The sequence below is a fragment of the Streptomyces sp. NPDC005820 genome, from assembly GCF_040630255.1.
GTDB lineage: Bacteria > Actinomycetota > Actinomycetes > Streptomycetales > Streptomycetaceae > Streptomyces.
This window is the reverse complement of sequence record NZ_JBEXXE010000004.1, coordinates 194633-214858: the sequence shown is the minus strand read 5'-3', so window position 1 is coordinate 214858 and position 20226 is coordinate 194633. Positions and strand designations below refer to the sequence as shown.

Here is a 20226-nt window from a genome sequence, read left to right as displayed (position 1 = left end):
AGGTCGGGCAATTCTTTTCTGCTGTCGGAGGTTTGCTTATCGCAGGAAGTCTGGGAGATCGTCCCAACTGGACTCTTGCGGTTCGATTGCCGTATAGCGCTTCCAGGGAACGTCTGCGATGTTGGCGAGTGGAGTGAGGAGTTCTGGGGCGGGTGCCGCAATAGACACATCAAATCGGTGTGTCGTGTCGTTTGGAACAGTAATCAGACTGTCGGAGACCTGGGCGAGCAGACCGGTGCCCACAAAAATTCTGACGTCCGCGGAGGGCCATCGCCAGTGGGGCAGTGGGAGCGGTCGAAATTCAGAGATGATCTGAGAGAGAATTTCTTCGTTGACGTTCTCCGCGTGCATCTGGTTGGGTGATCCGATGATCGCTTCGAATACCGTCGCATGAAGGAGAAATTCTGAAAGTGTTTCGCCCGTAGGTGTCCAGGGTTCGGGATCTGATCCTGGTTGACGATCAAACACGATTGGATCGTCGCCATCAATGCTGGTGGACCACGTCCAGCATCCCTGATTCTCAACCCAGAAGACCAGCTTTTCGTCCTCGATCTCTAGTTCGCTCGGGCTAAGGGGATGGTTGAATGTGGCCACGGGTGTAGACCACTGGGAAGTGGCTTCATGCCAAAGTCTCAGCGGGCGCGGCATGTTGGCTGCTTCTGGGTTTGCAGAAATCGGTAGATCTGGGTCGCCGTACCAGCGTGTCAAAAACTTACTCAGACTCTCGCCGGTGATATTGAGCAGTTCCTCCATGTGTTTAGTATGCATCACGTACGCGCGCCCTCATGCCGGGCACGTGCAAATTTGAGCCCCGTCGGAAGTCTGTCCGACGGGGCTCTTGCGATGGGTGACGCTGAGGTTGAAAGGGTGGGGTGACAGGGCTACGGAGGCTCCAGCCCGAGTCCGGTCTCGGCTATGAAGCCGTCGAGGATCTCGGGTCGGCGTTGGATGTCGCGGAGGCGGTTCTTCACGAGTGGGGTGAGGTCGTCGATCGTGCGGGGTGCGAGGTTGGCCAGGGACTTCTTCAGGTGGGCCCAGGCGCCTTCGACGGGGTTGAGGTCGGGTGCGTAGGGCGGGAACCTGACGATGGTCAGCCAGTGGTTGTTGCGGTCGCAGAAATCCCGCAGAGCCCTGGCGTGATGGGTGCTGGCGTTGTCCCACACGACGAATCAGCGGGGCACCGTCGAGTTGCCGACGGGCGGAGGTCAGCAGGTCCGCGAACTCGCGTGCCCGGAAGCCCTTCTTCTCGCCGGTACGGCCCCGGTACGTCTGCGTCCGGTAGATCAGACGGGTCTCGCGACCCGGTCTGACGCAGATCATCCCGGCCATCAGGACCCGGCCCGAGCCCTTGCCAGTCACCTTGATCAGCGGCGTCCGCCCGCGCCGCGACCAGGTCCGGCCCTTGCGGGTTTCAGGTCCTGCCCGGCCTCGTCCTCGAAGACTATCCACGCGCCCAGGAGCTGGGCCGTCCTCTTGCCCGTCACCACTGCTCCGTCCGCCACTGCGCGACGGCCTGCTCGCTGTGTTCGACGGCCCGGTGCACGGGCACTTGCGGTGACCAGCCCAGCCGGTGCAGCAGATACGACACCCCGCGCGGGGTGTACCGGTAGCCGAACAGGTGATGGGTCAACTCCGCGGCCCTCGCCAGGGTCCACCGCTGATCCTCCGTCCAGCCGTGCGCCGCCGGTCCGGCCTTCAGGTCCGCCTGCAATCGCTCCGCCTGGACATCGTCCAGCCGGCACCGAAAGCCGCCGGCCCCCTTGGAGGCCAGGGCCGCGCTCCGGCCCTGGCGCCAGGCGGCGTGCCAGGCGTAGGCAGACTTCCGCGACACCCGTAACCTGCGGGCCACCTCCGGCGGCCGCACCCCTGCTCGAACATCTCCGCGGCCTCGGAGCGCACCGACTTACGCTTCGCCCGCCCCGTGGCGGTCAGGCCGCCGCCATCCGCGTACCTCATGACGAGGATGTAGCACCGCCAACGCCCGTTGTCACCGCACCCTTTCAACCTCAGCGGCAACGTCAGCGGACGGGGACCGCGCAGAGCGGTGGTTCGTCGCCGGCGTCGGGCTTGCCGGTGATCTCGGCGGGGATGCGGAGGGCGTTGCCGAGAAGGTCGATGGCGTCGCGCTGGAGGCGGAGCCGGACGTGTGCGTAGACGCCGGCGGTGACGCCGATGTGGGCGTGGCCGAGGGAGTTCCTTGATCACGACGAGATCGATGCCTAGGAGCAGGGTGGCGGTTGAGTGGCAGAGGCCATGGAAGCGGATTCGTCGGAGTCCGGCACGGCCAAGGAATGCGCGGAAGCGGCGGGCGAGGATAGCGGGGGCGATAGGACCGCCGGTCGGGGTGGTGAAGACGAGGCCATCGTCACTCCAGGCTGGCCCTACGCTGCTGTTCCTTGCGCTCCTTGAGGGAGCTGAGGCATTTGGTGGGCCGGGCGATACGGCGCTGGGACGCGCGGGTCGGAGAAGGTCAGTCCGAGCGCTAGATCGAGGGCTGATCTTTTTCAGTACTACATGGACAATCTCTGAGCATTAGCATGCGTTTTGTGATCCGGGCGGACAGGCCGGTAGTGGTGGCTTTCGAGCCGACTGCGGCAGAGTGCCTCCTTGAGCCGGGAAGGACCATTGTCGTGGAATGGTTCGGAGGGGGCGATGACGGCATGGTCTCGATGGAGGCGGAGTGCTTCGTCGTCGCTGCCCCGAGTGGTGGATACACCAGGGCGTGGGACTCGAGCGGCATGGAAATCTACATCGGTCCCGAGTCCGGGCCGGAAGCGCACTGACGGGCCGCTTGTGGTGCTCGTCGGTTCATCGAGAGGGGGGCGGGGGAACCCCGGGCCCACCGCAGCACCGGCGGTGGGCCCGTTGGCGTCAGCGGCTGATGGCGAAACCGAGGAACTCGGCCCAGGCGGGGGAGGAGAGGGTGATTCGGGGGCCGTGGGGGTTCTTGGAGTCGCGGAGGTGGATGGTGTGGGGGCAGGTGGCGAGTTCGAGGCATTCGCCGCCCTCGCCGCTGCTGTACGTCGACTTGCGCCAGGTGTAGGCGGCCTCGACGCAATCACCGCCCTCGCCGTCGCTGTAGCTGGACTTGAACCAGGTGAGGTTCTGGCTGTTCATAGCTCCTCCAGCTTCTTCTCGATCAACGTGCGCGTCTCCTTGGGCGGGAGTGCCATCGCCCGCATGATTCCATAGCGGTCGGCGATCTTCCGGACCTCTTCCGGATCGGTGATCAGTCGGGGAAACCCTTGTGCCTCCGTGTACGCCACCTGCGCGTGCCTCTTGGGTGTCAGAAGGTTGAACGCGCAGCCCAGGTTGGGGTGTTCCTCAACCCTGGTCGGCATCACCTGGATCTCCACATTCCGCATGGCGCCGACCACCAGCAGGCGTTGGAGCTGTTCCGCGTGGACGTCCCTTCCGCCGATCGGTCGGTCCAGCACCACCTCCTCGATCACGTAGCTGACCACGGGCGCGGGCCGACGGTTGAAGACCTGCTGCCGCGAGAGCCTGTCGGCCACCCGCTCCTCGATCGTCTCCTCATCCAGGAAGGGACGGCGTTTGGCGAACACCGCGTGGGCGTGGGCCTCCGTCTGGAGCAGTCCGTGCACCGCGTTGACGGAGTACTGGTGCAGCTCGACGGCCTCCGCCTCCATCGCCGCATATCCCCGATACCACTCCGGATGCCGAGTCCGAACCTTCGCCATCGCCTCCCTCAGCTCAGGGACCGCCTGCAACAGCAGACCCCCGGCCTCCAACAGCTCGTCCGCCTTTTCCAGCACCTCCGGCCGGAGTGTCCGTACGCCACGCTCCATCGCGGAGATGGCATCCGGCCCGTACCCGACCATCTCGCCGAAGTCCTTCTGCGTGAACCCTTTCCGCTCCCGCAGGAGCTTCATCATCTTGCCCAGGGCCGTCAGCAGCCCCGTCGTGCCGTCGGCCTCCGCCGGGGTCTCCGGCCTGCGTTCCTCGCTCACATGCCCCACCGCCCTCACGCCTTCGTGGTCGCGGGCGACACCCCGTACGCCCGCCGCACCGCAGTCGTACAACTACGGAGAGTCGCCAAGTCGCCCCTGGCCAGGGTAAAGACAACCGACCACGCTCAGTCAGGTGAACTCCGAAATCTCCCCCCAGACCCCCACCCTGATTTCTCCCCTAGGGGTGATGACCCTGCGGCTGAGCTCCACCCCGCGCGGGGCCCGGCTCGCGAGGCGTCTCGCCGCTCAGCAGCTCACGGCGTGGGGGTGGCCGTACGACAGTGACGCGAACCGCACCGCGCAGCAGGTGGTCGCCGAGCTGGCCGCCAACGCCGTCACCCACGGCCGTGTCCCCGGCCGGGACTTCGAGCTGCGGTTGCTGCTCCTCGCGGAGGACACCCTGCGGATCGAGGTGAGCGACACACGGGGTGACCGGGGGTTGCGGATCGTGCGGGACACGGACACGGGCACGGAGGCGGAAGGCGGGCGGGGGCTGATCGTCGTAACCGTGCTGGCCACCACCTGGGGCGTCACCGAGCGCGAAGTCGGGAAGACCGTGTGGGCGGAGCTGCGGCTGCCGGGAGGGAGTGGGCCGAGGTCCTGAGGCCCGATTACCGGTAGGCGGGGAAAGCGAGGAATTATGGGCTCCATGAGCGAGAACGTTTACTTCGACATCACCATCAACGACAAGCCCGCCGGCCGCATCGTCTTCAAGCTGTACGACGACGTCGTGCCCAAGACCGCCCGCAACTTCCGCGAGCTGGCCACCGGACAGCACGGCTACGGCTACGCCGGTTCGTCCTTCCACCGTGTCATCCCGGCCTTCATGCTCCAGGGCGGCGACTTCACCGCGGGCAACGGCACCGGCGGCAAGAGCATCTACGGCGAGAAGTTCGAGGACGAGAACTTCGAGCTGAAGCACACCAAGCCGGGTCTGCTGAGCATGGCCAACGCGGGCCGCAACACCAACGGCTCGCAGTTCTTCATCACCACCATCGTGACCTCCTGGCTGGACGGCAAGCACGTCGTCTTCGGTGAGGTCGTCGAGGGCATGGACGTCGTCAAGACGATCGAGGGGCTCGGCAGCGACTCCGGCCGCACCTCCGCCAAGATCACCATCTCGGCCTCCGGCACCGTCTGAGACGTATGCCACACCCGAGGCGCCTGAGGCTCCTGTGACGCCTGAGGTGTCTGCGACACCTGCTGTGAGCTGCGGCGGGCGGGTTCCCTTCACCGGGACCCGCCCGCCGCAGCCGTTCACGGCCGTTCCTCCCGTCGCACCTTTCTGTAACCGTTCGAGTTCACCCCGTTGACACCCCTCGCCCCCGCTCCTAGGGTCGCGCCAAGTTTTTTCGATCAGGTGACGGTATTTCGAACAGTTGAAAGGTGAGTGCCCGGCCGCCGCTTCCTCGCCTGCATCTGATGCCCCGTCATCCTCTCAACGACGAGAAGAACAAGGAACTGTCAGCATGCGCAACCGAAGATCCGCTCTCGCCGCCCTCGCCGGAGCGGCCTCCGCCTTGACTCTGTCCGCGTGCGGGCAGCTGGGCGGGGACAGCTCCGGGAACGGCTCCAAGGGCGGCACCATCGGCATCGCCATGCCGACCCGGACCTCCGAGCGCTGGCTCACCGAGGGCAAGAGCATGGTCGAGGACCTCAAGCACCAGGGCTACGAGACCCAGCTGGTCTACGGCGACGACGACCCGGACACCCAGGTGGCGCAGATCGCGAACCTGGTCAAGAAGGGCGTCGACGCGCTGATCATCGCGGCCATCGACAACAAGTCGCTGAACGACGTGCTCAAGCAGGCCGCCGCCGCGAAGATCCCCGTGATCTCCTACGACCGTCTCATCCTCGGCACCGCGAACGTCGACTACTACGTGTCCTTCGACAACGAGCAGGTCGGCCGTCTCGAGGCTCGCTACATCATCGAGCAGCTCGGCCTGGAGGACGGCAAGGGGCCGTTCACCATCGAACTGTTCGCGGGTTCCCCCGACGACAACAACACCAAGTACTTCTTCCAAGGGGCGATGGCGCTGCTCCAGCCGTACCTGGACAGCAAGAAGCTGGTCGTCCGGTCCGGTCAGACCAAGCTCGACAAGGTCACCACCCTGCGCTGGGACGGGCCCACCGCCGAGAAGCGGATGAAGGGCATCCTCGCCCAGTTCTACGTGGGCGAGCGGGTGGACGCCGTCCTGTCGCCTTACGACGGCATCTCCATCGGAGTTCTGTCCGCGCTGAAGGCGTACGGCTACGGGACCGACAGCAAGCCCTATCCGATCATCACCGGGCAGGACGCCGAACTTGCCTCGGTGAAGTCGATCATCAAGGGCGAGCAGTCGCAGACGGTCTACAAGGACGTCCGGCAGCTCGGCGAGGTCGCCTCCGACATGGTCGACTCGATCCTCAGCGGCAGGACGCCGCGGCTGAACAACAGAAGGGACTACAACAACGGCGTGAAGGCCGTGCCCGCCTATCTGCTCCAGCCCACGAGCGTGGACAAGTCCAACTACGACTACGTCCTGGTCGCGGGCGGCTTCTACACCGCCGCCGAGCTCAAGTAGCCGTTCGCCGAGCTCCCGTGGCCGTCAGCCGGCCTTGCGCAGGATCAGGAAGGCGTGCGGGGTCGTCTCGCCGAGGTCGGCCTCCGGCTGCCGTACCGTGCACGACAGCGGGACGAACCCGGCCGCCGTCAGCAGCTCGGTCATCGGCTCCGGGCGCCGGCGCAGGAAGCTCAGGGCCACCGGGTGGCCCCAGGGCTGATCGAAGTGCCGGGGTTCGTCGCCCACCTGGAAGCCGAGGAGGAGCGGGCTTCCGGGCGCGAGCACCCGGTGGAACTCGGCGAAGAGGGCGGGCAGCTCGTCCCACGGGGTGTGGATGGAGGAGTAGAAGGAGAGCACCCCGGCCAGCTGCCCGTCGGGCAGGTCCAGTTTCAGCATCGAACCCTGCTCGAAGCGGATCCCGGGGTTCTCGCGCCGCGCGATCGCCAGCATCGACTCCGACAGGTCCAGCCCGAAGACGTCGAGTCCCCTGCGGGCGAGGAACCCCGTCGTCCGGCCGGGCCCGCACCCCAGGTCCGCCACCCGGCCGCCGGGGCCGACGAGGTCGGCGTACGCCGTGAGCACGGCCCGCTCCAGCGGCCTCGCCACCAGCTCGTCGCGGTAGCGCTCGGCGTAGTCCTCGGCGATGGCGTCGTAGAAGGTGCGGGTGGCGTTGACGAAGTCCGGGGAGACGGCGGTGGTGGCTGTGGTGTCGATGGCGTCGGTCATGAGCGCGGACCCTAGCCAACGCCACTGACAATGGCGGCCGCTCGGCGGTGCTTTCCGGCCATCGCGCCTATCGCCGCCTATCGCCGCCATCGCCCGCACCGTCCGCAGCACATCACCCCGCGTGTCACCCTGACGAGTGGCCTGGCGGGGACGAATGGCGGCACGTGTAATTCACCGGAAATTCACCGGGAAAGGCAGGAGCCCCGTGCCGGATGGCGCGGGGCTCCTTGGGTACTGCTTTCAGGCTGCGATCACAGGGACGATCGTCACACGGGGGTGACGTTCTCCGCCTGCGGACCCTTCGGGCCCTGCGTCACATCGAAGGAGACCTGCTGGTTCTCCTCGAGGGAACGGAAGCCCTGCGCGTTGATCGCGGAGTAGTGGACGAAGACGTCGGGGCCGCCGCCTTCCTGGGCGATGAAGCCAAAGCCCTTTTCGGCGTTGAACCACTTCACGGTTCCGGTAGCCATAAGCCCTCCTTGGGCCCAAAGGGTTGCCCTGCTCCAGAACCTGCAAGGTGAAAGCAGTGCCGCACAATGCATACGTCTGAAAATGTCAAGAGCCCGCGGTTACATGCTCCGCAGGCTCTGTACTGCAAGGGAAACCAAACTGCAACTTGCGGCGAGCCTAGCATGCGGGCAGCCGAAAGCAATAGGGGTCAAGATCACGTCACCCGGATGTTTGAACAACCGGTGAAGGGGTTGACCCGGGGGGTCGGAGTTCGAAGGGTACTCCTCCGGGTCTAGTCTCGCGATGTGGACAATTCTCGCACCCGGCCGCGCGTAGGCCACATCCAGTTCCTGAACTGCCTGCCCCTGTACTGGGGCCTCGCCAGGACGGGCACGCTCCTCGACTTCGAGCTCACCAAGGACACCCCGGAGAAGCTCAGCGAGAAGCTGGTGCAGGGGGACCTCGACATCGGGCCCATCACGCTCGTCGAGTTCCTCAGGAACGCCGACGACCTGGTCGCCTTCCCCGACATCGCGGTCGGCTGCGACGGCCCGGTCATGTCCTGCGTGATCGTCTCGCAGGTCCCGCTGGACGAGCTGGACGGGGCGCGCGTCGCCCTCGGCTCCACCTCCCGCACCTCCGTGCGCCTGGCCCAGCTGCTGCTGGCGGATCGTTTCGGCGTGCAGCCCGACTACTACACGTGCCCGCCCGACCTCAGCCTGATGATGCAGGAGGCGGAGGCGGCCGTACTCATCGGCGACGCGGCGCTGCGGGCCAACCTGCTCGACGGGCCGCGCTACGGCCTCCAGGTGCACGATCTCGGCACGCTCTGGAAGGAGTGGACCGGGCTGCCGTTCGTCTTCGCCGTCTGGGCGGCCCGCCGGGACTATCTGGAACGGCAGCCGGTGATCACCCGCGAGGTCCACCAGGCCTTCCTCGCCTCCCGCAACCTCTCCCTGGAGGAGGTCGGCAAGGTGGCCGAGCAGGCGGCCCGCTGGGAGGCCTTCGACGAGCGGGTCCTGGAGCGCTACTTCACCACCCTCGACTTCCGCTTCGGCGCCCCCCAGTTGAACGCGGTCGCGGAGTTCGCCCGCCGGGTGGGGCCGAGCACGGGCTTCCCGGCGGACGTGGCGGTGGAACTGCTGCGGCCGTGAGGGGCCGCGGGGGTCACTGGTCGATGTCGAAGGCCTCCACCGTGGCGAGTCGTGTGATCGCCGGGGTCCGCAGCGTGGTGGCCGCCCTCTCGCCGCCGATCGCGTAGACGCAGTGGCGGCGCAGGTCGTCGGGGCACGGGGCGCCGGTCGCGGCGAGCTGGGTGCGGGGGGTGGGCAGCGGGGGCAGCGTCGCCCAGACGTTGCCGGCCGGGTCGTACGTCTCTGTCGTGCCGAGCGCGGTGGTGGTGCCGGGGACATTGCCGCCGATCGCGTAGACGCAGCTCACGGCCTTCTCCCGGGGGCAGGGCGCCCCGGCTGCCGCGAGTCCGTCGCGTGCGGTGGGCAGGCTGGGCAGGGTCGCCCAGACGCCGGCCACGGGGAGGAAGACCTCCACCCGGCGGCGCTGATCGTCGGTGGTGCCGCCCCCGACGGCGTACACACAGGCCTCCTTGCGTCCGACGACGACGGCGGGGCACAGGGCGGTGGCCGCGGCCAGTCCGCTGCGGGGGGTCGGCAGGCCCTGATCCAGGGTCACCCACCGGTTCTTCTCGGGGCTGTAGACCTCGACCGAGCCGAGCACGGCGCCGTTCCCGCCGGTGCCGCCGATCGCGTACACGCAGATGCCCTTGAGGCCCGGGGCGTTCCTCGGGCAGGGGGCGGCCGTCCCGGCGAGATCGGTGCGCGCGGTGTTCAGGCGCGTCACGGACGACCAGGTGTTGGTGGCGGGGTTGTAGGCCTCGACGGTGTCGAGGGGGGTGGTGCCGTTGGTGGAGCCGCCGATGGCGTACACGCAGGTGGCGTCGCGGTCGTCGCGGTGGTCGCCGGTGTTGCCGGATGCGTTGTTGTTGCCCTGGCCGCCGCCGTTGTTCTGGCCACCGATGTCGCCCTGCCCGCCGGTGCCGTGGTGTTCGCCGCGGCTGCCGGGGCAGGGTGCGGTGGCGGCCGCCAGGTCGCGGCGGGGGGTGGTGAGCGAGGCCACGGTGAGCCAGGTGTTGGTGGCGGGGTCGTAGGCCTGGACCGTGCTCACCCCGTTGGTGCCGTCGACGGTGCCGCCGATCGCGTACACACAGCTGCGCTCGCCCTTGTGGCCGGCGCCGCCGCCGGGGCACGGCGCGGTCGCCGCGGCCAGTCGGGAACGGGGCGTCCCCAGGTCCTCCAGCGTCAACCACGCGCCCTGCGCGCTCGCCACGGTGGGTGTGAGGGCGAACAACGGTGTCAGGACGGCGACCAGGAGCCGACGTCCGGGTGAACGCCGGGGTGAACGCCCGGGCGGGGCGGGTCTTCTCAGGATCTTCACTGCTGCTCTGTCCTTCCGTACCGGCGACTGTCCGTCAGGATCAGTGCCAGCATGGCCCCGGGTGTTGTCAGAGCAAGACGATGAATCGCTTATACGACCTAATGCATATGCGACCTCATGCACAGGCGGGGGAAGGGGAACGTCATGCAGCCGCTCGGAGCCGACGAACCCACAGCCGTCGGGCCCTACCGGCTGCTCGGCCGGCTCGGTTCCGGTGGGATGGGCAGGGTCTATCTCGGCCGCAGCGCCGGGGGCCGCACGGTCGCGGTGAAGATCGTGCATCCGCACCTCGCGCTCGACGACGAGTTCCGCGCCCGCTTCCGGCGCGAGGTCGAGGCCGCCCGCCGGGTCGGCGGCGCCTGGACCGCGCCGGTGCTGGACGCCGACCCGGAGGCGACCGTGCCCTGGGTCGCGACGGCCTACGCGGCCGGCCCCTCGCTCGCCGCGGCCGTCGCCGCGCACGGCCCGCTGCCCGAGCACACCGTGCGGGCGCTCGGCGCGGGGCTCGCCGAGGCGCTGGCGGCCGTGCACGACCTGGGGCTGGTGCACCGGGACGTGAAGCCGTCCAACGTGCTGCTCACCGTGGACGGCCCGCTGCTCATCGACTTCGGCATCGCCCGCGCGACCGACGGCACGGCCTCGCTCACCTCGACCGGCGTCTCGGTCGGCTCGCCCGGCTACATGGCCCCCGAACAGATCCTCGGCCGGGGCGTGTCCGGCGCGGCCGACGTCTTCTCCTTCGGCGCGGTGCTGGCGTACGCGGCGACCGGCGCACCGCCCTTCCCCGGCGACTCCTCGGCCGCCCTGCTCTACAAGGTCGTCCACGAGGAACCCGCGCTCGGCGAGCTGGAGCCGGGGCTGCTGCGGGAGGCCGTCGAGGACTGCCTCGCCAAGGACCCCTCGGCCCGGCCGGCCCCCGGCGAACTGGCCCGGCGGCTCGCTCCGGAAGGGGCGGCGCGGCTGATGGCCGGCGGGTGGCTGCCGGGTGCGCTGGTGGAACAGGTGGGGCGGAGCGCCGTACAACTGCTGAATCTGGAGGCGACGGGGGCGCAGGAGACGGCTTCCGGGCCGGTGGAGTTCAGCCGGGTGGCCGTGGCGGCCGAGCGGCCGGTGAGCGCGGGGGAGTTCGGGCCGCCGCCGGTGATGGACGCCGTCCCGGTGACACCGGTGGACGCGCCCGTGCCGAGCCGGACGGACGGCGGCGAGCGTCCCGGGAAGATGTCCGTCACCGTGTCGGCCGCGGCGGCGCCGGGGGAGGACGGGCGCGGACGGCGTCTGAGCTGCACTGTCGCCCTGGCGGTGGCGGGCGCGCTGGCGGCGGTGACGGTCGGCTCGGTGTTCGTGTTCGACCTGCTGCCGGGCGACGACATGAACTCCGACGCCGGGAGCGGCGCGTACTCCGCGGCGCCCACGGCCGCGTCGAGCGCGGTGGACGGCGAGGCGACCGGCGCCCTGCCGGCCCGTTACGCCGGCACCTGGGAGGGCGAGGGCACCGGTCTCGGCGGCACGCTCCCCATGGGCACGTTCCGGGTGACCCTGCGTCAGGCCGCGGTGGGCGCGAAGGTGGGCGAACTGCGGCAGACCGACGTCCTCGGCGGCGTCTGTGTGGACGTGCTGACGCTGAAGAAGGTGACGGCCAAGGAGGTGGTCGCCGACTCGGTGGGCGCGAAGTCCAACCACTCCGGCTGCAACCCCGCCCCCCACACGATCCGCTTCACCCCGACCGGCGACGACCTCACCTACACCTCGGACAGCAGCGCGGAGGGCAACCCGACGGCCCGCCTGTCCAAGGTGGGGTAGAGGATAAGCGATGCCCACACCTCCCGGCCCCCTCACCCTGATCCTCGTCGCCGCCCTGTGGGGCGCCCTGGCGGGGACGCTCCTGCCGAGACCGGCGTACCGCTTCTCGGTACCGGCGGAGCGGGCGGACGAGGGGTGGTACGCCACCTGCCCCGAGGGACACCCGGTGCGCGGCTGGCTCGGGCGCGCCGGATGCGGAGGGTGCCCCGGGATGTCGTACGCCCCCGGCGCACTCCTCCTCCCCACCGTCACCGCGCTCCTCTGCGCGGCGCTCGCCGCGGCCACCGGAAACCGCCCCGAACTGGCCGTCTGGCTGCTGCTGGCGCCGGCGGGGGTGCTCCTGGCGGTCGTCGACGTACGGGTCCAGCGCCTGCCCGACCCCCTCACCCTGCCCCTCGCGGCCGTCGCCCTGGCCCTCCTCGGCGGGACCGCCCTGCTCCCCGAACACGCCGGACGCTGGACGACGGCCCTCCTCGGCTCCTTGGCCCTCGCCGTCGGCCACCTCCTCCTGCACCTGCTCAACCCGGCCGGACTGGCCTTCGGCGACGTGAAACTGGCCCTCGCGACCGGTGCCGTCCTCGGCTGGTACGGCTGGCCGACCCTCATGCTCGGCACCCTCGCCGCCTTCGGCCTCGGAGCCCTCTACGGCCTCGCCCTCGCCCTCACCGGCCGCGCCACCCGCCGTACCACCGTCCCCTTCGGCCCCTTCATGCTCACGGGAGCCTTCGCGGGGGTGCTGATCGGCGCGTACGCGGCCTGAGGCGAGGTGCGGGAAAGCGCTGGCGTAGGCTGGTTCGGTCCGTCCTCACCCCTTGACGAAAGGGACGCTTCCGGTGACCGAGAAGGCCGACCTCCAGTCTGTGCTCGACCGTGCCGCCGAGGGCGGGCGGATCACCCCGGAGGAGGCGCTCGACCTCTACCGCGACGCGCCCCTGCACGCCCTGGGCGCCGCCGCCGACGCCGTACGCCGCCGCAAGTACGCCGGAACCGAGCACATCGCGACGTACATCATCGAGCGGAACATCAACTACACGAACGTGTGCGTCACCGCGTGCAAGTTCTGCGCCTTCTACGCGGCCCCCAAGGACCAGGCCAAGGGCTGGACCCGTGACCTCGACGACATCCTGCGCCGCTGCGCCGAGACCGTCGAACTCGGCGGCACCCAGATCATGTTCCAGGGCGGCCACCACCCCGACTACGGCGTCGAGTACTACGAGAAGCACTTCTCCGCCATCAAGGAGGCCTACCCCCAGCTGGTGATCCACTCGCTGGGCGCCTCCGAGGTCGAGCACATGGCCCGGATCTCCGGGGTGTCGGTCGAGGAGGCCATCACCCGCATCCACGCGGCCGGTCTCGACTCGTTCGCCGGTGCGGGCGCGGAACTGCTCCCCGCACGCCCCCGCAAGGCCATCGCGCCCCTCAAGGAGTCCGGCGAGCGCTGGCTGGAGATCATGGAGACCGCCCACCGGCTGGGCGTCGAGTCCACGTCCACCATGCTCATGGGCACCGGCGAGACCAACGCCGAGCGCATCGAGCACCTGCGGATGATCCGCGAGGTACAGGACCGGACGGGTGGCTTCCGCGCCTTCATCCCGTACACCTACCAGCCCGAGAACAACCATCTGAAGGGCCGCACGCAGGCGACCCTCTTCGAGTACCTGCGGATGATCGCCATCGCGCGGCTGTTCATGGACAACATCCGGCACATCCAGGGCTCGTGGCTCACCACCGGCAAGGAGGTCGGCCAGCTCTCCCTGCACTACGGCGCGGACGACCTCGGCTCGATCATGCTGGAGGAGAACGTCGTCTCCTCGGCCGGCGCCAAGCACCGCTCCAACCGGCTGGAGATCATCGACCTGATCCGCAAGGCGGGCCGCGTCCCCGCCCAGCGCTCCACCACGTACGAGCACCTCGTCGTCCACGACGACCCCGCGAACGACCCCGTCGACGAGCGCGTGATGTCCCACATCTCCTCGACGGCCATCGAAGGCGGCACGGCCCACCCCGAGTTGAAGCTGCTCGCTTCCAACTGACGTCTTTCGACCGACGCCTTCGAGCCGCCGTCTTCGAGCCGCCGCCTTCGAGAGAGTTCTTGGCCCGCGCATGCCGACGATCCACGCCGCGCCCCTGGTCCTGCCGGTCGGCGCGGCACCCGTCCCGGACGGCGCCGTCGCCGTGGACGGCGGCCGGATCGCGGCCATCGGGCCGTACGACGAGGTCGCCGCCGCGGCCCCGGGCGCCCGCGTCCGCCGCTGGCCCGGCGTCCTCACCCCCGGACTGCGCCAGTGGCACGGCCTGTGGCTGCTGCGCCGCTGCTACCACCCCGACCCGCGCGAGTACGACGAACTCGGCGACCTCCCGCTGTGGGGCGAGCGGTTGACCGCCCTGGAGCTGACCGAGACCCGCTGGTCGGGCAGCATCCGGCGCGGCCTGCAGCGGATGCTGAGCCACGGCACGACGGCACTGGCCTCCCCGGGCGCCCGCTTCACCGACCCCCTGGTGGCGCAGGCGGTGGCCCGCTCCGGCCTGCGCGTCGTCCCCGTCACGGGCGCCCCCGGCATGCTCCTGGGCGACCGCCCCGACCTCGACCCCTTCGCCGAGGGCTACGACCTGGCGGGCACCGTCCACGGCCCCCTGGAGGTGGGCGCCCGCGCCGACCTGGCGGTCTTCGACGCGGCGGACGAGGCGACCCTGACGGCGAAGGGCGCCTCGAGCTGCGTGGCGACGGTGATCGAAGGCAGATTGCTCTACCGGTCCAGGTAGTTGGCTTTTCCTTTCCCCGCCTACCCCGAGAACGCCTCCGCGAACGCCCCCGAACTCTGCGAAACCCCACTGCAATTGGTCAGCGCATCATCCGTGTCCGTCCCGTCCTCACACTGCTGATCCCGGAACGTCGCCCACATCGACACCCACGCGATCCCCTTCTCCTCCGCGAACTCCCGCACCTGAGCCGCGTCGGACAACGTGAACGTCTCGTTGTCCACGTCATTCGTGCCGATCATCGACGTGAGCGCCATCCCCTTCCACGCGGTCTCGTCCGACGTCCCGAAGACGTCCCGCAACTGCTCCTGCGCCGCCTTCGCCGAGGTGATCGCGTACGAGCCCATGTCCCCGGTGTACGACTCGCCGTAGTTCATCGTCATCAGATTGACCGTGGAGACCTGCACGTCGTACTTGTTCGCGGACTCCAGCAGCGCCAGCCCGTCGTCGTCCAGCCCCGACGGCATCACCGGGAGGGTGAAGGAGACCTCCAGGTCGGACCGGTCCTCCTGGAGCAGGGCGATCGCCTTCGAGCGCAGGGCGACCGAGTCGGAGTCGGTCAGCTCGTCGCCCTCGATGTCGAAGTCCGCCTGGGTGGAGCCGGCCGCGTCGAGGGCCTCGCCGTACGCCGTGGCCAGCGCCGACGCGCTGTCGCAGGTCGACGCCAGCTCCTTGCCCGAGGCCCCGCCGAAGGAGACGCGGACCGTGGCGCCGGAATCGGTGAGCGCCGAGATACGGGACGTGACCGCCGAGTCGTCGATGGCCTCCGCGCCGTTCCACTCCGGTGTACAGCTGCTGCCGTCGGAGATCACGAAGGCCAGGTTGTACGTCACGGGCGACCCCGACGCGTCGTTGTCGGAGGCGTCCGACGCACTGACGTACGGCGCGTAGGACGTACTGGAGGAAGCCTCCTCCGAGGCGCTCGCGGACGGCGACGACGTGCTGCGTCCGGGCGGCTCGGGTGCCGCGTCCGACGTGCCGTCGGACCCCGCGGAGCACCCCGCCGTGGCCAGGGCAAACAGGCAACTGAGCCCCGCCATCGGCTTCAGGAAACTCCTCATTTGGCATGCACCCGCTCTCGTGATTTGCGTCTCAGGGGAAAATAGGAGTACGTATTCCAAGGGAAAATGTCTCACATGAAGCCGCACAAATTTTGAACAGTGAACGTACAGGGTCCTCACGGACACGGCACGGCAAAAACGGACAATCACCCCCGCAAGAGGGGCATTCAACCCTCCCCTATTGAGCGCGGTTCGCGCAGGCTTTCCGGGAGACTCTCAGGAAAGAGACAGGTTAAGGGGTTTCTCATGGGTCTCTCACATGGATTTCGGGGTTCCCGGCACATAAAGACTCCCTAATATCCGAGGAATGCATTCCGAGTCTTCCGAGCCTGCCGTCGATAGTCATGACGCCGTTCGCGGTCGCCGTCGCAAACGCGGGGGCAACGCCGCAGACGGTCCCGTGTTCGTGGACAACTCCGGACGCAGGTCCAAGCTGCTGCGACGCATCGGCATCCTCCTGGGTGTCGGCTGCCTCGCCTACGCGACCGTTCTCGGCGCGGCCTTCATGGGCTGGGGCACCTCCCTCACCCCGTCCTCGCTGCTGCCGTTCGGCGGTGGCGGCCAGAACCGACAGGGCCCTTCCGGCGGCATCCGCCCCAACGGGGGCGTGGGCTACGAGGTGGGCGGTCCGGGCGGCGCCGGCCGCTCCTCGCTGCCCACCGGCACCGCCTCCCCGTCCGCCTCCGCCTCCGCCAACTGACGGGACCGCAACCACCGCCATGACCACGACGACGACACCCTCCCGCGGGCGCCGCCGCGCCCCCACCCGTATGAAACGGGCGGCGGGCAAGGCCGCGGCGCTGCAGAAACCGCGCGTCATCCTCGCCCTGCTGCTTCTGCTCGCGCTGACCAGCGTGATGCTGCTCGACGGCTATCTGCGCGCCGAGGTCGGCGGCGACCAGCGGGTGCGCACCGGCGCCAGCTCCAGCAAGGTCCCGGACAAGGTCCTCGACGGCGGCCCGATCCTCACCTTCCGGGGCGGCCAGGCGAAGACGGTGTCCGTCCCGGACAAGACGATCGCGCTCACCTTCGACGACGGCCCCAACCCGACCTGGACGCCGAAGGTCCTGAAGATCCTCGAGGAGTACGACGTACCCGGCACGTTCTTCGTCGTGGGCTCGATGGTCTCCCGCTACCCGAGCATCGTGAAGACGATGGTCGAGCAGGGCAACGAGGTGGGCATCCACACCTTCACCCACGTCGACCTCTCGTACCAGAGCGACGCCCGCGTCGACCGTGAGATGGAGCAGACCCAGCTCGCGCTCGCGGGCGCGGCCGGCATCACCACCACGCTCTTCCGCGCCCCGTACTCCTCCGAGACCGACGCCATCGACAACTACAGCTGGCCCGTCTACAAGGAGCTCGGCGCGGACGGCTACACCAGCGTCTTCGTCGACACCGACAGCGACGACTGGAAGAAGCCGGGCGTCTCGAAGATCATCAAGTGGGCCACGCCGGACGACGGCGAGGGCGCCTCGGTGCTCTTCCACGACGCGGGCGGCGAGCGGTCGCAGACCATCAAGGCGCTGCCGACGTATATCAAGAAGATGAAGGCGAAGGGCTACACCTTCACCACCATCAGCGGGGTCCTGGAGGACCAGAACACCGGGCAGAACGCGGGGGCGCAGAACGCGGACGCGGCCGGCGCGAGCGGCCGACAGTCGGCCGTTCAGCAGCCCGGTGGCGCGCCGAGCGGCGAGGGCACCGGGGCCGGGACCGGATACGGGAACGGGAACGGGTCCGGGGCCGGATACGGGAACGGGTCCGGGAACGGGATCGGCAACAGCGGGGGCGGTTCGGGCGCGGAGACGGTCCGCAACCCCCTCCAGGCCGCCCACCGCGAGGCCACCGGAGTCACCCTCTACGAGGGCAAGGCCCTCATCGGGGCGGTCGCGCTCGCCGAGTGGACGGTCCCGGCGCTGTCCGTGGGGCTGATGGTCGTGGGCGTGGCCGTCATGGGCCGGTTCGGGATGATGCTCATCCTCGCCCGCCGCCACTACCGGCTGCGCAACAAGCGCCGCTTCAGCTGGGGGCCCACGATCACCCGCCCGGTGAGCGTGATCGTCCCGGCGTACAACGAGAAGGAGTGCATCGCCAACACCCTCCAGTCGCTGGCGCAGAGCACCCATCCGATCGAGATCATCGTGGTCGACGACGGCTCGACGGACGGCACCTCCGAGATCGCGCGCGACGCGGCCGCCTCGCTCGGCATGCGGAACGTCCGGGTCATCCGGCAGGAGAACGCGGGCAAGCCCGCCGCCCTCAACAACGGTGTCCGCAACGCCAGTTACGACATCGTCATCATGATGGACGGTGACACCGTCTTCGAGCCGGACGCCGTGCACCAGCTGGTGCAGCCGTTCGCGGACCCGAAGGTCGGCGCGGTCGCCGGCAACGCCAAGGTCGGCAACCGCAACACCGTCATCGGCGCCTGGCAGCACATCGAGTACGTGATGGGCTTCAACCTCGACCGGCGTATGTACGACCTGCTGCGCTGCATGCCGACCATCCCCGGCGCGATCGGCGCGTTCCGCCGCGACGCCGTCCTGGAGGTCGGCGGCATGAGCGAGGACACCCTCGCCGAGGACACCGACATCACCATCGCCATGCACCGCGCGGGCTGGCAGGTCGTCTACCAGGAGCACGCCAAGGCCTGGACCGAGGCGCCCGGCTCGCTCAAGCAACTGTGGTCGCAGCGCTACCGCTGGTCCTACGGCACCATGCAGGCGCTGTGGAAGCACCGCAAGTCGCTGACCGACAAGGGCCCCTCGGGCCGCTTCGGCCGCGTCGGCATGCCGCTGGTCGTGCTCTTCCAGATCGTCACGCCGGTCTTCGCCCCGCTGATCGACGTGTTCACCGTCTACTCGATGATCTTCGTCGACTTCCAGGCGGCCCTGCTGGCCTGGTTCGCGGTCCTCGGCATCCAGCTGGCCTGCGCGGCGTACGCCTTCCGCCTCGACCGCGAGAAGTACCGCTACCTGCTGATGATGCCGCTGCAGCAGCTGGCCTACCGCCAGATGATGTACCTCGTCCTCATCCACTCCTCCATCACCGCCCTGACCGGCGGCCGTCTGCGCTGGCAGAAGCTGAAGCGGACCGGCGAGGTCGGCACCCCGGCGGGGGTGAGCGGATGAGCTGGGAACAGCAGCAGGCGTACGGGTACGACCAGCAGCAGGGCGGCTACGGATACGACTACGGACAACAGCCGCAGTACCCGTACTCCTATGAGGAGCCGCAGTACGGGCCGCAGTACGAGCCGCAGTACGGGCCCCAGTACGGGCCCCAGTACGCCGAGTACGCCCAGCCGGCCGCCGAGGCAACGGCTCCCCTGCCGGTGGTGGAGCCGGAGCCGGTTCTGGAGCCGGTTCTGGAGCCGGAGCCGGCGGCCGAGGCCGTCGCCCCTGAGGAGACCAAGCCCGCGGCCCCCGCCAGAGACCGGTACTTCGACACCCTCAGAGCCCTGGCCCTCATCAGGGTCGTCGCCTATCACACCTTCGGCTGGGCCTGGGCCGGCATGGTCTTCCCCTCGATGGGGATCATGTTCGGCCTGGCCGGCACCCTCATGGCCAAGTCCCTGGAGCGCCCGGCCCCGAAGGTGATCAAGAGCCGGCTCCGCCGCCTCCTTCCGCCCTTCTGGTTCTGGGGCGTCTTCGTCGTCCTGGCGATGCTGATCCACGACTGGATGCCGAACTGGGAGATCGTCTACTGGATCGTCCCGCTGGGCGACCCCCCGGGCAACGCCTGGGGCGAGCAGGCCTGGGAGATCCTCTGGTACCTGCGCACCTACCTCTGGTTCGTCCTGCTCTCCCCGCTCCTGCTGCGGGCCTTCCGCCTGGCCCCCCTCCCGGTCCTCGCGCTGTCCCTCGCGCCGATCCTCGTCCTGAACTTCGTCTGGGCGGGTCCGGACAACCGCTTCGGCAGCGCCCTGTGGGACCTGTCGACGTACCTCTTCTGCTGGATGCTCGGCTTCGCGCACCGCGACGGGGTGCTCCAGAAGCTGAAGCCGGCCCTCGTGGTGGTGCTCTCGCTCGCCGCGGTCGGTTTCGGCGGCTGGTACGCCTTCGCCCACCAGGCGGACTTCGGCACCTACGACCTGGACGAGAACCCCCTCGCGCAGGCCTTCTGGTCGGCGGGCTGTGTGCTGCTGCTGATGTGGGCGAAGTCGTACTTCGGCATCGACTTCGCGTGGCTGACCCGCTTCCGCCGCACGAACCGGATCGTCACCGTCTTCAACGCGCGCGCGGTCACGATCTACCTCTGGCACGAGATCGCCCTGATCCTCGCCGTCCCGCTGATCGACCAGTTCTGGAACGTCCCGGCGTTCGAGACGTACCTGCCACTGGAGAGCCAGTGGTTCATGTTCGGCATCGGCTGGGTGCTGATCGCGCTCTTCGTCCTGCTGGCCGGGTGGGTGGAGGACGTGGCGGCGAAGAAGAAGCCGAGGCTGCTGCCCTGAGGGTGTCC

General features: G+C 68.9%; 20 protein-coding genes and 1 pseudogene. 11 read left to right on the top strand and 10 right to left on the bottom strand.

What is annotated here, in order from left to right; all coding sequences use genetic code 11:
* Positions 1-36: 36 nt before the first annotated feature.
* The 6 genes and pseudogenes from ABZ464_RS06810 to ABZ464_RS06785 all read right to left on the bottom strand — a co-directional run bounded on the left by ABZ464_RS06810 (position 37) and on the right by ABZ464_RS06785 (position 4043).
* Positions 37-753, bottom strand: coding sequence for a hypothetical protein (locus tag ABZ464_RS06810; protein ID WP_359271908.1), 717 nt, complete (start codon positions 751-753; stop codon positions 37-39).
* Positions 754-881: 128 nt separating this feature from the next.
* On the bottom strand, positions 882-1163 hold the full coding sequence (locus ABZ464_RS06805) for a transposase (protein WP_359271905.1): 282 nt from the start codon (positions 1161-1163) through the stop codon (positions 882-884).
* A 317-nt stretch (positions 1164-1480) separates the two neighbouring features.
* Entirely contained in the window at positions 1481-1831 is a 351-nt protein-coding gene (locus tag ABZ464_RS06800) for a winged helix-turn-helix domain-containing protein (protein WP_359271902.1), read from the bottom strand.
* Between the two features lie 187 nt (positions 1832-2018).
* Positions 2019-2470 (bottom strand): annotated as a pseudogene (locus tag ABZ464_RS06795) (site-specific integrase); the annotation flags it as partial.
* Between the two features lie 401 nt (positions 2471-2871).
* Positions 2872-3117, bottom strand: coding sequence for a DUF397 domain-containing protein (locus tag ABZ464_RS06790; RefSeq protein ID WP_359271899.1), 246 nt, complete (start codon positions 3115-3117; stop codon positions 2872-2874).
* A complete protein-coding gene (locus ABZ464_RS06785; protein WP_359271896.1) occupies positions 3114-4043 on the bottom strand; it encodes a helix-turn-helix transcriptional regulator in 930 nt (309 codons plus the stop codon). Before ABZ464_RS06785 ends, ABZ464_RS06790 begins: the two co-directional genes overlap by 4 nt.
* A gap of 115 nt (positions 4044-4158) precedes the next feature.
* Between ABZ464_RS06785 and ABZ464_RS06780 the strand changes: the two genes are divergently transcribed.
* The 3 genes from ABZ464_RS06780 to chvE all read left to right on the top strand — a co-directional run bounded on the left by ABZ464_RS06780 (position 4159) and on the right by chvE (position 6535).
* Positions 4159-4575 (top strand): ATP-binding protein, encoded by a 417-nt coding sequence (locus ABZ464_RS06780; protein ID WP_359271893.1) that lies wholly within the window; start codon positions 4159-4161, stop codon positions 4573-4575.
* A gap of 45 nt (positions 4576-4620) precedes the next feature.
* On the top strand, positions 4621-5112 hold the full coding sequence (locus ABZ464_RS06775; RefSeq protein WP_359271890.1) for a peptidylprolyl isomerase: 492 nt from the start codon (positions 4621-4623) through the stop codon (positions 5110-5112).
* A gap of 328 nt (positions 5113-5440) precedes the next feature.
* Entirely contained in the window at positions 5441-6535 is a 1095-nt protein-coding gene (gene chvE / locus ABZ464_RS06770) for a multiple monosaccharide ABC transporter substrate-binding protein (protein ID WP_359271887.1), read from the top strand.
* 24 nt (positions 6536-6559) lie between these two features.
* On the opposite strand, the gene ABZ464_RS06765 is transcribed toward chvE, so the two are convergent.
* On the bottom strand, positions 6560-7240 hold the full coding sequence (locus tag ABZ464_RS06765; RefSeq protein ID WP_359271885.1) for a methyltransferase domain-containing protein: 681 nt from the start codon (positions 7238-7240) through the stop codon (positions 6560-6562).
* 266 nt (positions 7241-7506) lie between these two features.
* Entirely contained in the window at positions 7507-7710 is a 204-nt protein-coding gene (locus ABZ464_RS06760; RefSeq protein WP_003974443.1) for a cold-shock protein, read from the bottom strand.
* Between the two features lie 285 nt (positions 7711-7995).
* Here ABZ464_RS06760 and ABZ464_RS06755 point away from each other — a divergent pair, with 285 nt between their 5' ends.
* The gene (locus tag ABZ464_RS06755; RefSeq protein WP_359271882.1) at positions 7996-8844 is read left to right on the top strand and encodes a menaquinone biosynthesis protein; all 849 of its coding nucleotides are present in this window, start codon (positions 7996-7998) and stop codon (positions 8842-8844) included.
* 13 nt (positions 8845-8857) lie between these two features.
* Here the strand turns inward: ABZ464_RS06755 and ABZ464_RS06750 are convergent, their stop codons facing one another.
* Positions 8858-10054, bottom strand: a complete 1197-nt coding sequence (locus ABZ464_RS06750; RefSeq protein ID WP_359271879.1) for a kelch repeat-containing protein — start codon at positions 10052-10054, stop codon at positions 8858-8860.
* Positions 10055-10285: 231 nt separating this feature from the next.
* On the opposite strand from ABZ464_RS06750, the gene ABZ464_RS06745 reads away from it, so the two are divergent.
* The 4 genes from ABZ464_RS06745 (at position 10286) to ABZ464_RS06730 (ending at position 14704) form a co-directional block, all read left to right on the top strand.
* Positions 10286-11941 carry a serine/threonine-protein kinase gene (locus ABZ464_RS06745; RefSeq protein WP_359271876.1) on the top strand — a complete coding sequence of 552 codons (1656 nt, stop codon included), beginning with the start codon at positions 10286-10288 and terminating at the stop codon, positions 11939-11941.
* Between the two features lie 10 nt (positions 11942-11951).
* Entirely contained in the window at positions 11952-12701 is a 750-nt protein-coding gene (locus tag ABZ464_RS06740) for an A24 family peptidase (protein WP_359271873.1), read from the top strand.
* Positions 12702-12774: 73 nt separating this feature from the next.
* Positions 12775-13974 (top strand): cyclic dehypoxanthinyl futalosine synthase, encoded by a 1200-nt coding sequence (mqnC, locus tag ABZ464_RS06735; protein ID WP_359271870.1) that lies wholly within the window; start codon positions 12775-12777, stop codon positions 13972-13974.
* 70 nt (positions 13975-14044) lie between these two features.
* Positions 14045-14704 (top strand): hypothetical protein, encoded by a 660-nt coding sequence (locus ABZ464_RS06730; protein ID WP_359271867.1) that lies wholly within the window; start codon positions 14045-14047, stop codon positions 14702-14704.
* Positions 14705-14724: 20 nt separating this feature from the next.
* On the opposite strand, the gene ABZ464_RS06725 is transcribed toward ABZ464_RS06730, so the two are convergent.
* The gene (locus ABZ464_RS06725) at positions 14725-15762 is read right to left on the bottom strand and encodes a chitinase (RefSeq protein WP_359271864.1); all 1038 of its coding nucleotides are present in this window, start codon (positions 15760-15762) and stop codon (positions 14725-14727) included.
* Positions 15763-16168: 406 nt separating this feature from the next.
* Here ABZ464_RS06725 and ABZ464_RS06720 point away from each other — a divergent pair, with 406 nt between their 5' ends.
* Genes ABZ464_RS06720 through ABZ464_RS06710 form a run of 3 tightly spaced genes read left to right on the top strand, consistent with a single transcriptional unit; the run spans position 16169 to position 20218 of the window.
* Positions 16169-16462, top strand: coding sequence for a hypothetical protein (locus tag ABZ464_RS06720; protein ID WP_359271861.1), 294 nt, complete (start codon positions 16169-16171; stop codon positions 16460-16462).
* 19 nt (positions 16463-16481) lie between these two features.
* Positions 16482-18896 carry a bifunctional polysaccharide deacetylase/glycosyltransferase family 2 protein gene (locus ABZ464_RS06715; protein ID WP_359271859.1) on the top strand — a complete coding sequence of 805 codons (2415 nt, stop codon included), beginning with the start codon at positions 16482-16484 and terminating at the stop codon, positions 18894-18896.
* Positions 18893-20218, top strand: coding sequence for an acyltransferase family protein (locus ABZ464_RS06710; RefSeq protein ID WP_359271856.1), 1326 nt, complete (start codon positions 18893-18895; stop codon positions 20216-20218). The genes ABZ464_RS06715 and ABZ464_RS06710 overlap by 4 nt, the downstream gene beginning before the upstream one ends.
* Positions 20219-20226 lie beyond the last annotated feature (8 nt).

Bases quoted from the DNA above. Each gene is read 5' to 3' on its own strand.
- ABZ464_RS06790 (WP_359271899.1), bottom strand. From the start codon at position 3,117: ATGAACAGCCAGAACCTCACCTGGTTCAAGTCCAGCTACAGCGACGGC.
- ABZ464_RS06730 (WP_359271867.1), top strand. From the start codon at position 14,045: ATGCCGACGATCCACGCCGCGCCCCTGGTCCTGCCGGTCGGCGCGGCA.
- chvE (WP_359271887.1), top strand. From the start codon at position 5,441: ATGCGCAACCGAAGATCCGCTCTCGCCGCCCTCGCCGGAGCGGCCTCC.
- ABZ464_RS06780 (WP_359271893.1), top strand. From the start codon at position 4,159: ATGACCCTGCGGCTGAGCTCCACCCCGCGCGGGGCCCGGCTCGCGAGG.
- ABZ464_RS06775 (WP_359271890.1), top strand. From the start codon at position 4,621: ATGAGCGAGAACGTTTACTTCGACATCACCATCAACGACAAGCCCGCC.
- ABZ464_RS06740 (WP_359271873.1), top strand. From the start codon at position 11,952: ATGCCCACACCTCCCGGCCCCCTCACCCTGATCCTCGTCGCCGCCCTG.
- ABZ464_RS06715 (WP_359271859.1), top strand. From the start codon at position 16,482: ATGACCACGACGACGACACCCTCCCGCGGGCGCCGCCGCGCCCCCACC.
- ABZ464_RS06710 (WP_359271856.1), top strand. From the start codon at position 18,893: ATGAGCTGGGAACAGCAGCAGGCGTACGGGTACGACCAGCAGCAGGGC.
- ABZ464_RS06765 (WP_359271885.1), bottom strand. From the start codon at position 7,240: ATGACCGACGCCATCGACACCACAGCCACCACCGCCGTCTCCCCGGAC.
- ABZ464_RS06810 (WP_359271908.1), bottom strand. From the start codon at position 753: ATGGAGGAACTGCTCAATATCACCGGCGAGAGTCTGAGTAAGTTTTTG.
- ABZ464_RS06725 (WP_359271864.1), bottom strand. From the start codon at position 15,762: ATGAGGAGTTTCCTGAAGCCGATGGCGGGGCTCAGTTGCCTGTTTGCC.
- ABZ464_RS06760 (WP_003974443.1), bottom strand. From the start codon at position 7,710: ATGGCTACCGGAACCGTGAAGTGGTTCAACGCCGAAAAGGGCTTTGGC.
- ABZ464_RS06745 (WP_359271876.1), top strand. From the start codon at position 10,286: ATGCAGCCGCTCGGAGCCGACGAACCCACAGCCGTCGGGCCCTACCGG.